The 11,813-nt window shown below is 45.1% G+C and carries 14 protein-coding genes and 2 tRNA genes; 8 read left to right on the forward strand and 8 right to left on the reverse strand.

Translation table 11 applies throughout. The features are described 5' to 3' along the window. The first annotated feature begins 91 nt into the window (after positions 1-91). Positions 92-1,060: an alpha/beta fold hydrolase gene (locus OZ660_RS01960; protein ID WP_274742376.1), complete on the forward strand. Its 969-nt coding sequence runs from the start codon at positions 92-94 to the stop codon at positions 1,058-1,060. Between the two features lie 69 nt (positions 1,061-1,129). Beyond that, positions 1,130-1,594 carry a tRNA (uridine(34)/cytosine(34)/5-carboxymethylaminomethyluridine(34)-2'-O)-methyltransferase TrmL gene (gene trmL / locus OZ660_RS01965; RefSeq protein WP_202263334.1) on the forward strand — a complete coding sequence of 155 codons (465 nt, stop codon included), beginning with the start codon at positions 1,130-1,132 and terminating at the stop codon, positions 1,592-1,594. A 100-nt stretch (positions 1,595-1,694) separates the two neighbouring features. Here trmL and gpsA read toward each other — a convergent pair whose 3' ends face one another. The 4 genes from gpsA to OZ660_RS01985 form a co-directional block, all read right to left on the reverse strand. Then, positions 1,695-2,714, reverse strand: a complete 1,020-nt coding sequence (gpsA, locus tag OZ660_RS01970) for an NAD(P)H-dependent glycerol-3-phosphate dehydrogenase (RefSeq protein WP_274742377.1) — start codon at positions 2,712-2,714, stop codon at positions 1,695-1,697. Between the two features lie 10 nt (positions 2,715-2,724). Beyond that, positions 2,725-3,234 (reverse strand): protein-export chaperone SecB, encoded by a 510-nt coding sequence (gene secB / locus OZ660_RS01975; RefSeq protein WP_159627319.1) that lies wholly within the window; start codon positions 3,232-3,234, stop codon positions 2,725-2,727. Between the two features lie 62 nt (positions 3,235-3,296). Beyond that, positions 3,297-3,557, reverse strand: a complete 261-nt coding sequence (gene grxC / locus OZ660_RS01980) for a glutaredoxin 3 (protein ID WP_202263336.1) — start codon at positions 3,555-3,557, stop codon at positions 3,297-3,299. Positions 3,558-3,569: 12 nt separating this feature from the next. Then, positions 3,570-3,995: a rhodanese-like domain-containing protein gene (locus tag OZ660_RS01985; protein WP_159627317.1), complete on the reverse strand. Its 426-nt coding sequence runs from the start codon at positions 3,993-3,995 to the stop codon at positions 3,570-3,572. 285 nt (positions 3,996-4,280) lie between these two features. On the opposite strand from OZ660_RS01985, the gene OZ660_RS01990 reads away from it, so the two are divergent. The 3 genes from OZ660_RS01990 (at position 4,281) to OZ660_RS02000 (ending at position 7,058) form a co-directional block, all read left to right on the forward strand. Continuing rightward, positions 4,281-5,390 carry a murein hydrolase activator EnvC family protein gene (locus OZ660_RS01990; RefSeq protein WP_446698960.1) on the forward strand — a complete coding sequence of 370 codons (1,110 nt, stop codon included), beginning with the start codon at positions 4,281-4,283 and terminating at the stop codon, positions 5,388-5,390. Positions 5,391-5,664: 274 nt separating this feature from the next. Further along, complete coding sequence (locus OZ660_RS01995) at positions 5,665-6,450, forward strand: divergent polysaccharide deacetylase family protein (protein WP_226433341.1); 786 nt, start codon at positions 5,665-5,667, stop codon at positions 6,448-6,450. Positions 6,451-6,629: 179 nt separating this feature from the next. Then, positions 6,630-7,058, forward strand: coding sequence for a MerC domain-containing protein (locus OZ660_RS02000; RefSeq protein ID WP_159627314.1), 429 nt, complete (start codon positions 6,630-6,632; stop codon positions 7,056-7,058). A 32-nt stretch (positions 7,059-7,090) separates the two neighbouring features. Here the strand turns inward: OZ660_RS02000 and OZ660_RS02005 are convergent, their stop codons facing one another. The 4 genes from OZ660_RS02005 to rsgA form a co-directional block, all read right to left on the reverse strand. Continuing rightward, positions 7,091-7,813 (reverse strand): glycerophosphodiester phosphodiesterase, encoded by a 723-nt coding sequence (locus OZ660_RS02005; protein ID WP_274742379.1) that lies wholly within the window; start codon positions 7,811-7,813, stop codon positions 7,091-7,093. An 11-nt stretch (positions 7,814-7,824) separates the two neighbouring features. Further along, positions 7,825-8,700, reverse strand: a complete 876-nt coding sequence (locus tag OZ660_RS02010; RefSeq protein ID WP_274742380.1) for a DMT family transporter — start codon at positions 8,698-8,700, stop codon at positions 7,825-7,827. Positions 8,701-8,703: 3 nt separating this feature from the next. Continuing rightward, positions 8,704-9,627 carry an archaetidylserine decarboxylase gene (gene asd, locus OZ660_RS02015; RefSeq protein WP_274742381.1) on the reverse strand — a complete coding sequence of 308 codons (924 nt, stop codon included), beginning with the start codon at positions 9,625-9,627 and terminating at the stop codon, positions 8,704-8,706. Positions 9,628-9,747: 120 nt separating this feature from the next. Further along, positions 9,748-10,791: a small ribosomal subunit biogenesis GTPase RsgA gene (gene rsgA / locus OZ660_RS02020; protein WP_274742382.1), complete on the reverse strand. Its 1,044-nt coding sequence runs from the start codon at positions 10,789-10,791 to the stop codon at positions 9,748-9,750. A gap of 85 nt (positions 10,792-10,876) precedes the next feature. On the opposite strand from rsgA, the gene orn reads away from it, so the two are divergent. From orn to OZ660_RS02035, 3 genes are all read left to right on the forward strand, one after another. Further along, the gene (gene orn / locus OZ660_RS02025; RefSeq protein WP_159627310.1) at positions 10,877-11,422 is read left to right on the forward strand and encodes an oligoribonuclease; all 546 of its coding nucleotides are present in this window, start codon (positions 10,877-10,879) and stop codon (positions 11,420-11,422) included. Positions 11,423-11,523: 101 nt separating this feature from the next. After that, positions 11,524-11,599 (forward strand) — tRNA-Gly (locus OZ660_RS02030). A gap of 51 nt (positions 11,600-11,650) precedes the next feature. Beyond that, positions 11,651-11,726, forward strand: a tRNA-Gly gene (locus OZ660_RS02035). The last annotated feature ends 87 nt before the right edge of the window (positions 11,727-11,813 follow it).

An 11,813-nucleotide genomic window follows, 5' to 3' on the forward strand; every position in this document is an offset into this window, starting at 1 on the left:
TAAGGTTAGACTACTGATGTAGTAATGCTACTTGAATCTGACGCGTGGCGGTGAGTAAACACTCTTCATTTTGGTAAAAGTAGGTGCCTGTATGAACTGGACGTTCACATCTGAACACAACTTAGCAACGACATTTGCCACGCAAATAAATCCTTTCTGGCGAGATAATGTAACCGAAGGCGCATTTACCGGCAAAGATGACATTAATGTTCGCTACGCGTACTGTGTTCCAGAGTCGCCAAAGTCCACCATAGTGATTAGCTCTGGGCGTATAGAGTCGTACCTAAAGTACAAAGAGTTTATCTACGACCTTTACCAAAATGGGTTTGCCGTTTTTATTCTTGATCATCGGGGGCAAGGTCTCTCTGGCCGAATGACTCACGATCCTCAGCATGGGTATGTGGCCAGTTTTGATGACTATGTCGATGACTTAATAACGTTTGTCGATACTATCGTAAAGCCGCTACAACAGGGTGAATTACAGCTAGTGTGTCACTCGATGGGGGGCGCAATTGGTGCATTGACACTTATTCGGATGCCTAACCTCTTTGCAAGAGCGGTGTTAGCTTCACCGATGTTTGGCATCAAACCAGCGCTCCCTAATTGGCTTGCAAACGGGCTCATTCGAACTGGGTTAGCCGTAAACCGAATGAAGAAGCGAGACTCGGGCTATTTCTTCGGTCAAACACCTTATATCGCATTTCCCTATTCACTGAATAAGCTTACCCACAGTAAAACGCGATACAGCTTATTTAGAGAGCTCTACGACGAAGAACAAGAAATTCAGCTTGGCGGTGTGACGACTGAATGGTTAAAAGCGGCGCATGAGGCGATGAATACCATAGAGAGCAGTGCGCGAGCCATTACAACGCCAACCCTATTATTAAGCGCTGACGGCGACAGCATTATCGACAATAAACGACAACGCCGTGTAGCCCAGCAAATGCCAAATACAACACTAGAAATCATACCGCGCGCTTATCACGAACTCTTTACTGAATCTGATGACATCAGAGAGCGTACACTTGCCCGCGTACTAGATTTCTTATCTGCTAATTAGGTCATGTTGCTATAGCGCATAGTATTGTACTATGCGCCCACTTTTTTCACTTAGTCGGTTTCATTAAGCATGTTAGATATCGTCCTTTATCAGCCAGAAATTCCACCTAATACCGGAAATATCATTCGTTTGTGTGCCAATAGCGGTTTTACTCTGCACCTAATTGAACCACTTGGTTTTGATTGGGATGATAAGCGCGTTCGTCGCGCTGGCCTTGATTATCATGAGTTTGCGCATGTTAAACGACATGCTGATTTAGATGCATACCTTGAAGATGCTAAGCCTAACAGAGTATTTGCCTGCACAACCAAGGGCAAAGCTTTTCACAGTGACGTGCAATACAAAAAAGGTGATGCGTTATTATTCGGACCAGAAACCCGTGGTTTACCCAATGAGGTTATCGAAGCCTTACCGCCAGAGCAGCGTGTACGTATTCCAATGCTGCCAGATAGTCGCAGTATGAACTTATCTAACGCGGTGTCAGTGTTTGTGTATGAAAGTTGGCGCCAATTTGGTTACGAAGGGGCACGCTAGTTGCTCTAGTTTCCATTTTAGTTGGCAATCTAGCTGCTATCGTTGCTAATACAGTTACTCATAAAAAAGGCTGCAAATGCAGCCTTTTTTAAATTGTGAATCACGCTTCTTGTTTCAAGTCTCGTCCGAGCAAGGCTAATGCTGCCTCTTTAGGTGATTTGCCATGATAAAGCACCGCATAAATTTGCTCGCAAATAGGCATTTCAACGCCAACCTTTTCAGATAACACATGAACCTCTTCGGTGTTGCGATATCCTTCTACCACTTGGCCAATTTCTTCAATGGCAACCTCAACACTTTTACCTTGGCCTAGCGCCAAACCAAAACGTCGATTTCGCGACTGGTTGTCGGTACAGGTGAGCACTAAATCGCCCAGTCCGGCCATACCCATAAACGTTTCAGGGTTGGCTCCAAGCTTTACACCAAGACGCGTTAACTCTGCCAATCCGCGAGTGATTAACGCAGTTCTAGCGTTCGCGCCGAATCCTAGGCCATCAGCAAGGCCCGCACCTATAGCAATAACGTTTTTAACCGCCCCGCCTAGTTGAACGCCTGTAAAGTCTGAGTTTTTATACACTCTAAATGACTTTGCACAATGCAACTTTGCGGCAAACTCATCACTTAATGTGTCGTCAGTGGAGGACAACGATATTGCCGTGGGTAATCCAGCCACCATTTCTTTAGCAAAAGTGGGCCCAGATAACACTGCAAGAGGATAGTGTGTGCCAAGTATTTCTTCTGCCACATCGCGCAGTAAACGACCGGTTTTAGGCTCAAGACCTTTTGTCGCCCAGATGATGCGTTGATGTGGTTGTAAAAGTGGCTTTAAGCTGTGCAACATGGCGCTAAACGCATGGCTGGGCACGACCACCAAGATGTCTTGGCTGGCTGACACCACATCTTCTAAATTGGCATTAACAGAAAGTGCTTCAGGAAAGGTTGCACCTGGCAAGTATCGCGAATTTTCGCGACGTTCAGCCATTTCAGCAATGTGCTTTTCGTCCCGCCCCCATAAAAGAGTGGGGTTACCGTTTCGCGCTAAACAAAAAGCAAGGGCGGTACCGTAAGATCCCGCCCCCAATACTGAAACCGAATTCGACTTCATGTTCACGTGTTTCATGTTCACCTAATTAGGCGTCCATTTTTGGCGCTTCGCCCTGTGCTTGCTGAGCGCGTTTTTGCATGTAAGCTGCGAAGATTGCGTCGAAGTTTACTGGCGCTAGGTTAAGTGGAGGGAAAGTACCACGGTTAACCAGATTTGAAATAGTTTCACGAGCGTAAGGGAACAGCATGTTCGGGCAGAAAGAGCCTAGCGTGTGTGCTTTCGCTTGATCTGGCATTTCACCAATAGCGAAAATACCAGCTTGCTGAACTTCACATAGGAACGCGGTTTCTTCACCTAGTGACGCCGTTACTGTTACAGAAAGCACCACTTCAAACACGTTCTCTTCTAGCTTATTGGTGCTAGTGTCGATATCAAGTTTAATTTCTGGCTTCCACTCTTTAGTGAAAATAGCCGGTGCATTTGGCGATTCAAAAGAAATGTCTTTTGTGTAGATGCGTTGAATATTGAACTGCGGGCCTTGTTGAGGTTGTGCTGCAGCTGCTTCGCCGTTATTTGTCTGATTCTCGTCAGCCATGGTATTTCCTATTTAATTGTCGTTTTAATTTAATGTAGTGCGTTGCTGTATGCGCTGACGCTTTACGCAAGACCCAACATTGGGTCAAGTTTACTTTGCGCTTCAAGGGCCATCATGTCATCACAGCCACCAACGTGCTGATCGTCGATGAAAATTTGTGGCACTGTCCAACCGCCGTTCGCGCGCTCAATCATTTCGTCACGAAGTTCTGGTTTAACATCAATGGGGTATTCAATAAATTCTACACCTTTTTGCGTTAATAACGCTTTTGCGCGATGGCAATAAGGGCAATGCCCTTTGGTGTATAGTTCTACTTTGCTCATAAAGGTTACCTGTTATTTAGAAACGGGAAGGCTGGCGCTTTGCCATGCGTTCATACCGCCTTTCAATACATTCACATTCGCGAAGCCCTCTTTTAGCATCGCATTTGCTGTACCACGAGCCTGATTACCCATAGCGCATACTACGATAATGGGTTTATCTTTACTGTTTTCAAGTTTCTTGAAATTTTTCTCACGCACTTCTTCTGGTTTTAGCTGCCTAGCACCGAGTATGTGTCCGGCCTTAAACTCTTTTGCTGGACGCGTATCTAACACAATGGCGTCGTCTTTGTTCATAAGAAGTGTTGCTTCGTGAGTACTTAACTCTTTAACCGATGATGTCCAAGCACTGATATAGCTAAATATCAGCATGGCAATCAGTGCAACCCAAATACCAGCAAGCACAATATTGTTGCCAGCAAATTCAATTAGTTGATCCATTACCTCTAACCCTGTCTACAGACCATGAAAAGAGAGCAAAGTATATAGAAAAATGGGCGAGAAACCAGTCTACTCTGGCTTACATTGAGCACACTTGCAGTGAATAAGCTTAGATGATTGATATTACAACCAAATTGCACTGGGCAACTGTCTTACCCTCAGATACACTGACTCTAGTAATTGCAAATTTCAGATAATAGCGGTTTACGCTAGGGATCATTAAGGCTAATGACGTTTTTTCGAATAAAGCTTCCACTTTTAACGGCGCTAGGTGTTATTGCGCTGATGCTAGTAAGTGGTAGTGTTGTCGCGCAAGACGAGGACCCGTCGGCGCAGCGAGAAAAATTGGCCGAGCTTCAAGCTGAACTCCGCGCAAGACAACAAGTTCTGGAAAACAACAAGGCCAGTGCGCAAGAGCTTGAAGATGTACTAAAAGCCTCAGAGTTAGAGATTGCTAAAGTGGCTAAAGCGCTTGCGCTTACCAAGCAGTCCTTAAACGATGTTGAACAAGAACAGTCACAGTTGCAAGCGGAACAAAGCGAGCTAAAAACGGCCATTCGAAAGCAGCAGTCTCTGCTTTCTAGCCAGTTAAAGAGCGCGTTCATGGCAGGGCACTACGACTATGCCAAAATGTTATTCTACCAAGATGATGCGCGAACCTTTGAGCGTGTTATTACTTACTATCAGTACGTAGCAAAAGCGCGCCAGAAAGAGATTGAAAGTTTTCGAGGAAATGTTGCACGCCTTGAAGAGGTGAATGAAGCGCTCGAAGAAAAAGCATTAGCATTAGTAAATTTACAAAAAGATCAGGAAAACCAGCGTGCCGTATTGATTACGCGTCAAGACGACAGAAAGACAACGCTAAAGAAAATTAATCAAACTATCGCCAGCGAAAATCAAAAGATAGCATCGTTACAAGCCGACGAAAAAGCGCTGAAAGATGCCATAGAAGCCGCAAGACTTGCCGCTGAGCGCGCCGCGCGAGAAGCGAAGATTTCCTTAGATGGCTTAGCGAAGCTCAAAGGAAAATTGAAAGCGCCGGTTGATGGTCGTATCCGCAATTTGTTCGGTAACCGTCGCCAAGGCCAAGTGCGTTGGAAAGGCATCATTATCGATGGTGCTGAAGGCGACCCGGTTAATAGTATTGCACCGGGAAAGGTACTTTATGCCGACTGGTTGCGCGGTTTTGGTTTAGTTTCAATTATCGATCACGGCGATGGTTATATGAGCGTATATGGCCACAACCAAGCACTTCTCAAACAAGCGGGTGACGAAGTGCGAAGCGGCGAGCGTATTGCGCTGGTCGGGCGAAGCGGTGGGCAAGAATACCCCAATCTTTATTTTGAGATTCGTCACAAAGGTAAAGCATTAAATCCACGCACTTGGTTTAATTAGCGCGCACTGCGCCGCCAGCCCTATATGCAAACATAACGCTTATTGCCTGTGGGGCACATTTGATACCTGATTATTATTCTCAATAAGTTGAATCTGGCCGAGTAATTGGTATTCTCTAGTAAGGTAACTTAACAAATAACATTGCCATGCGCTAAGGCAAGTTGTTAAGTACAAACAGAAGTGGTGGCTATACGTGTCATTAGGGGCGTATCAGCGAAGGTGTTCGGCCAACTGTTTGATATAAAAATAACGATAAATAAATGGATAATTGTAGATGCGTTTGCGTCTTATAATAACAAGTCTGCTGTGTGTGCTAAGCGGGCTACTTTGCCACGCAGCAATGGCAAAGTCTGACATCATCATTATATTAGACGACCTTGGTTACAGGCCGTCCGACGTCGCTGCTTTCTCTCTTCCTAAAGAAATTACTTTTTCGATATTGCCTCAAACTCCACTGGCCAGTGATATCGCCAAACGCGCAGAGCAAGAAGGACGCGCGGTTATGTTACACATGCCCATGCAGTCGCAAAAGGATCTCAATATGGGGCCGCTAGGTCTATCGACTGACATGTATGCTGGTGCGATAACACATACTTTGCGCCGAGCAATAAAAAGTGTGCCTAACGCCATTGGCGTAAACAATCATATGGGCAGCGCATTTACCGGCCAAGAAGAGGCAATGGAAACATTGATGAAAGAGATAAAGCGACAAGGTCTCTTTTTTGTCGATAGTCGCACGACGGTGTTAACCAAAGGCGAGCAAGTCGCTTCACGTCTTGGTGTACCAAGCGTCAGTCGCCAAGTATTTCTTGATCACGAACTCAGTGACGAATTTCTACTACGGCAATTCAATCGCATGAAGCGGATTGCCAAGAAAAAAGGGCAAGTGGTGGTGATTGGTCACCCCCATCCACAAACTATTGCATTTCTGCAAAAACATTTACCTGCACTTGAAAGTGAAGGTTTCAACCTCATTTCTGTTGCCGATTACTTCGCACCATCACAGGCATTAGCCGCAACTGGGTTACCGGATTTATCGGCGTCTGCACCTAATGAGTGAGCTTAGTGCTTGTAATTACGGGTTATATCATGGATGTGGTGTGAGACTGAGCTTATTAACGCTAACCGTTTAGTCTATTTTCTTCTCGCTCAGATCAAAATTTAATGTACGATTATTTTTCATTTTGCTGAGTTTGTTATATTATAACGTCTCTGGCGCAATATTCGGTATACGAGTTAATGAATCCAATTGAAGAGAATCCAACAAAACTAGACAAACTTGGCATCTGGGTGTCGAGCTTGTGTGCGTTGCATTGTCTTGCATTACCTGTGCTAATACCGTTACTTCCACTTATCGGTTCCAGCTTTTTTGCGCAAGTGTGGTTCGAACGTACCATTTTAACGTTTTCAATTCTTGTCGGTGCAGTTGCGTTGTTAAGCGGTGCATTGCGTTATCACGGTAAATTTTATCCGCTAGGGCTGCTATTTAGTGGCGGCGCAATCTATTGGTTTAAAGATATTTTTGGCCATGAGTATGAACCCTTCACCATTGCCATTGGTGCAATGCTGATTGTGGCTGGACATTGGGTGAATATGCGCCTTTGCCGTCAATGTAAATGCTGTAAAAACACCGTTTTTACGGAACACCTCTCAACAGAGTTTAAGTAGACAATGTCCCAATCAACGGGGTAATGCGCTGATTACTCTTCGTTAGATTCTCGGCTCTCGCCGTTGGCTTTTAATATTTGTCTGGCTATATCAGGCACATTTGTAAAAATACCTGTTACTCCCCATTTTGCTAACATGAGCATGTCCTTAGGTTCATCAACGGTATAAACGTACACGTTAAACCCTGCATTAAGAACAGTTTCAACAAACGACTTATCAACGGCATCTAACGCAATATTGACCGAGTAGGCATTTAGCGCGCGAGCACTGGCAGTGCAATCTAGTTCATAACTTGCCGACAGCGCGCCAATTTTAACCTCGGGCCACAGCGCTTTGATTGCTTTTAGCCAGTGATGATTAAATGACGATACCAGTAGGTTACTCACATTGACGTGGCTGGCATTCACCGCTTTTTTTACATCTTCAACCCAGCGTTTTACATCAACTAAGTGCTTTATTTCGATGTTGCACCACTTTGTTGGTGGCACCGTGTTAAGGGTGTCAATAAGAGTAGGTATGCGCTCTCCCTCACCAATATCTAAAGTAGACAATTCGCTGAAGGGGGTCTCAAGTAGGTAGCCTTTAACGTTTGCCCTGCGCATAAGCGTTCTATCGTGAAATACGATAATCCCGCTATCGTGCTGATAAACGTCAAACTCTATACCATCCGCGGCTTGCTCAAAGGCAAGTTTAAACGCTTTTAGCGAGTTTTCGGGTGCTTGTTTACTGGCACCGCGATGAGCATAAATACGCATAGTCTGCCGCCTTAGTCTGAGGCATTATTATGGAGTTTGTGCGTGTTAAGCGTTTCATATACCGACGCTGAAGTAATTAACACACCGCCCACTAACGCACTGATTGTGGGAGTTTCATCAAGTAACAGAATAGCTAAAAACACGCCATACAAAGGTTGCATGCAGGCTATAAGCGAAAAGGTTTTTGCGCGCAAATGACGAAGGCTCGCCGCAATTAATGCATGGGGTAGTGCAGTAAAAACGGTACCTAAAAGTAACAGCAATAACCAAGCATCGGTGGAAGCGTTAGTAATACTTTCGCTGCCAAAGGGAAGCAAAATAAGTGCGATCACAAGGGTTTGCCACGCCATCGCTTGCGCGCCGCTGTAGTGTTTAAAATGCTTGCGATGTATGAGATTTCGAAATGAGTACAACACGGCAGATGCTATACCGATAAGCACCCCAAGGGTAATGTCATTTTCCAAAGACGTTTCCGGCACAATTAAATACACACCGAAAATAACCGTTAGTGTTGAGACTATGTCTTGCCAAACAAGGCGAACGCGCTCAAAAAACGGCTCAATCAGCACTGTAATAACAGGAAAGGTAAATAGCGCTATCATACCCACAGATACCCCTGCATATTGCATGGCGGCAAAGTAGGTGACCCAATGAAGCGCCATTAATACGCCTAATCCCACTGCTACGGTGTAGTCTTTTTTTGAATTAAGCGTAATTTTATTTCTGGCAAGCTTAAGAAAAGCAAACAACGCAATGCAAGCAAATACAGAGCGCACAAGCGTGATGTCGCTAGCACTTAATGGCACAAGCTTTGAGAAAAGCGCAGTGCCACCAAGTAAAATCACCGTTAAGTGAAGCGATATAAGGCTTTTTTTAACAGCATCCATAAATTAGCTGTTAGCGTTCTCTGCCGAGTCTTCTTTTGACAGAGCGCCTGCCTCAGTATCATCAGAACCATTGCGCATATTTGCCATTGGGACACCCAGTCTCGTCACCATGCCAGGCGCCATGTCTTCAAACTCAATCATGTCTTTTTCAAAGCACACAACAATGGTTGAGCCAAGTTTGAAACGTCCAAGTTCCGCGCCCTTCTCAAGCTTAACGGCCGCTTCACTGTCTTTTTCGTAAGACCAATGCTGCACGTTTTTACCTGCTGGTGGCGTAACCGTTCCAGACCAGACGGTTTCAATGCTTGCAACGATGGTGGCACCCACAAGTACCATGGCCATTTTACCCACCGGTGTATCAAAAAGTGCAACCACACGTTCGTTACGTGCGAAAAGGCCTGGGATGTTTTGCGCCGTCAGTGGATTTACTGAAAACAGTTCGCCTGGCACATAAATCATATCGGTTAGCGTGCCTTCAACAGGCATGTGAATACGGTGGTAATCGCGTGGGGCAAGGTAGATGGTTGCGAACTTACCGTTTTTAAACGGCGCTGCAATTTCAGGTTTGCCGCCTAATAAAGTAGTCAGGCTGAAATCATGACCTTTTGCCTGAAAAATACTGTCGCTGTTAATGTCACCAAACTGGCTTACCGTGCCATCTACAGCATGGATAAGCACATTGTCATTGTCATCAATACTACGCGCATCTGGTTTTAAAGGGCGCGTAAAAAATGCATTAAAGCTGCGGTAATGCGTAGGGTCTTCGTACAGCGCTTCGGTCATATCGACGTTGTACTGTTTAATAAACGTCTTAATAAAAAAGGTGGTAACGCTGCCCATTTCAGCTTCAGCAAGCTTGCCAACAAGACGCGACAGCAAGTGCTTCGGGGTGACGTACTGTAAATTAACTTTAAGCCAATCTAACACAAAATATCTCCATTTCTTTTACCCGTGCAATTGTACCTCAACTGAAGAAGCTTCGGGCAACTTTAACATTATGGATATGACAAATTAGCTATAAGCAGCGTATGTTTAGCAAAGAACGCGCTACGCGCCAGGTGGTTGGCTATGGCTAGGGCGTTGTTCTTCCATTGTTGTAAGAATTCTATGGTAGCTTTCAAAGCGCTCGGCGCTGATTTTACCTTCTTCAACAGCTTCTCTTAGCAAACAGCCAGGGTCGTTAAGGTGCTTACAGTCTCTGAACTTACAGCCGCCAAGATAATCCCTAAACTCTTTAAAACCCCAAGTAATGCGTTCGGTAGGAATATGCCACAGGCCAAATTCGCGCACCCCTGGTGAGTCGATTAAATCGCCGCCCGCCGGTAAGTGCAATAGTTTGGCAGCTGTTGTGGTGTGTTGGCCTAGCCCCGAGTTATCAGAAATTTCCCCGGTTAATTCATCAGCGTCAGGTAGTACTTGGTTAATTAAACTAGATTTTCCTACGCCCGATTGACCAACAAAAACACTGATGTTGTCGTTAAGATAATCGTTTAACGCATCAATGCCTTCGCCCGTTTTACAGCTAGTGAAGAGTACTTCATAGCCTAACGCTTTATACGTTTTTAGTTGGCCCTTAACGGTGTCCCGTTCATCGTCACTTAAAAGCTCCACTTTGTTTAAAACAATAAGTGGGGTTATGCCAATATCTTCACAAGCTACTAGGTAACGGTCGATAATATTTAAAGACAGAGAGGGCAGTATGGCGCTTACAACAATAATGCGGTCAATATTGGCAGCAATAGGCTTAATGCCGTCGTAGTAGTCTGGGCGAGTCAGCACAGAATGTCTGTCTTTTACAATTTCGATAACGCCACTTACGCCAGACTCCGCATCATCGCCTTTACTAAAAAGAACCTTGTCACCACATACCACAGAGTCAACGGTACGACGAATATGGCAGCGAGATATAACGCCTTGGGCGTCTTCAACGTCAGCATGTTTACCAAAGCGGCCTGTAACCGTGCCACTTTCAAATGCGCTTTCGTCAAGGTTTACCGCACCTTTCGATGCGTGTTTCTCACGCAAGCGCTTGCTTCTATTTGCCGCCACTTGGCGTTTTTGTCGTTGTGTAAGTTTTGGTTTTTTCGCCACGATTCTTTTCTAGTTCACGTATACTATGTCAATAATACCGTTTGTAGGGCATGGTTGCCATGTCTGTAGCGCAAAGAGGAACACAATGAGTAAACACGATAGCAATCTAGTGTGGATTGACATGGAAATGACCGGGCTTGATCCAGAAACTTGTGTAGTGATGGAAATAGCCACCATAGTGACTGATGCACAACTGAATATTTTAGCCGAAGGCCCTGTAATTGCAGTGCATCAACCAGACAGTGTATTAGACAATATGGATGAATGGTGCACACGAGTACACGGAGAAAGTGGGTTAACTGACCGCTGTAGAGCAAGCACCGTTAATGAGGCGCAGGCCGCTCAACAGACCATCGCATTTTTGGAGCAATGGGTTGATGCCGGTAAATCACCACTTTGTGGTAATACAATAGGGCAAGACCGACGCTTTATGGTGAAATACATGCCAGAGCTTGAGGAATACTTTCATTACCGCAGCATCGACGTAAGTACAATTAAAGAACTCACAAAGCGCTGGAAACCAGAAATTCTAGATGGATTTAAAAAGAAAGGCGTGCATTTGGCGCTTGATGATATTCGCGAGTCCATTGAAGAAATGCGCTATTATCGTGAGAAAGTGTTTACGATTTAAGCATTCAAACATCGAGGTGCAAAAAAAGTGGAATTAAAGGTTGCGTTAGTCAAAAATTTTTGTAAAATGCGCACCACTTCAAACGAAGTACCTCTTTTGTTGCGGGAATAGCTCAGTTGGTAGAGCACGACCTTGCCAAGGTCGGGGTCGCGAGTTCGAATCTCGTTTCCCGCTCCAAATTCACTTACTCATGTAAGTAGTCAAAAAGATGCAAAGCATCGACTCTATGCGGGAATAGCTCAGTTGGTAGAGCACGACCTTGCCAAGGTCGGGGTCGCGAGTTCGAATCTCGTTTCCCGCTCCAAATTTTCAAACACCGTTTCAGTATCAAGCTGACACAGTTGTATCTATGCGACTCCTCGATGGGCCCGCGACCGAGTGTCGGCCAATT

The sequence above is a fragment of the Alteromonas sp. 009811495 genome, assembly GCF_028865455.1.
GTDB lineage: Bacteria > Pseudomonadota > Gammaproteobacteria > Enterobacterales > Alteromonadaceae > Alteromonas.

Excerpts from the sequence above, each read along its gene's own strand:
- OZ660_RS01960 (WP_274742376.1), top strand. The coding sequence starts at position 92 with ATGAACTGGACGTTCACATCTGAACACAACTTAGCAACGACATTTGCC.
- trmL (WP_202263334.1), top strand. The coding sequence starts at position 1,130 with ATGTTAGATATCGTCCTTTATCAGCCAGAAATTCCACCTAATACCGGA.
- gpsA (WP_274742377.1), bottom strand. The coding sequence starts at position 2,714 with ATGAAACACGTGAACATGAAGTCGAATTCGGTTTCAGTATTGGGGGCG.
- secB (WP_159627319.1), bottom strand. The coding sequence starts at position 3,234 with ATGGCTGACGAGAATCAGACAAATAACGGCGAAGCAGCTGCAGCACAA.
- grxC (WP_202263336.1), bottom strand. The coding sequence starts at position 3,557 with ATGAGCAAAGTAGAACTATACACCAAAGGGCATTGCCCTTATTGCCAT.
- OZ660_RS01985 (WP_159627317.1), bottom strand. The coding sequence starts at position 3,995 with ATGGATCAACTAATTGAATTTGCTGGCAACAATATTGTGCTTGCTGGT.
- OZ660_RS01990 (WP_446698960.1), top strand. The coding sequence starts at position 4,281 with ATGCTAGTAAGTGGTAGTGTTGTCGCGCAAGACGAGGACCCGTCGGCG.
- OZ660_RS01995 (WP_226433341.1), top strand. The coding sequence starts at position 5,665 with ATGCGTTTGCGTCTTATAATAACAAGTCTGCTGTGTGTGCTAAGCGGG.
- OZ660_RS02000 (WP_159627314.1), top strand. The coding sequence starts at position 6,630 with ATGAATCCAATTGAAGAGAATCCAACAAAACTAGACAAACTTGGCATC.
- OZ660_RS02005 (WP_274742379.1), bottom strand. The coding sequence starts at position 7,813 with ATGCGTATTTATGCTCATCGCGGTGCCAGTAAACAAGCACCCGAAAAC.
- OZ660_RS02010 (WP_274742380.1), bottom strand. The coding sequence starts at position 8,700 with ATGGATGCTGTTAAAAAAAGCCTTATATCGCTTCACTTAACGGTGATT.
- orn (WP_159627310.1), top strand. The coding sequence starts at position 10,877 with ATGAGTAAACACGATAGCAATCTAGTGTGGATTGACATGGAAATGACC.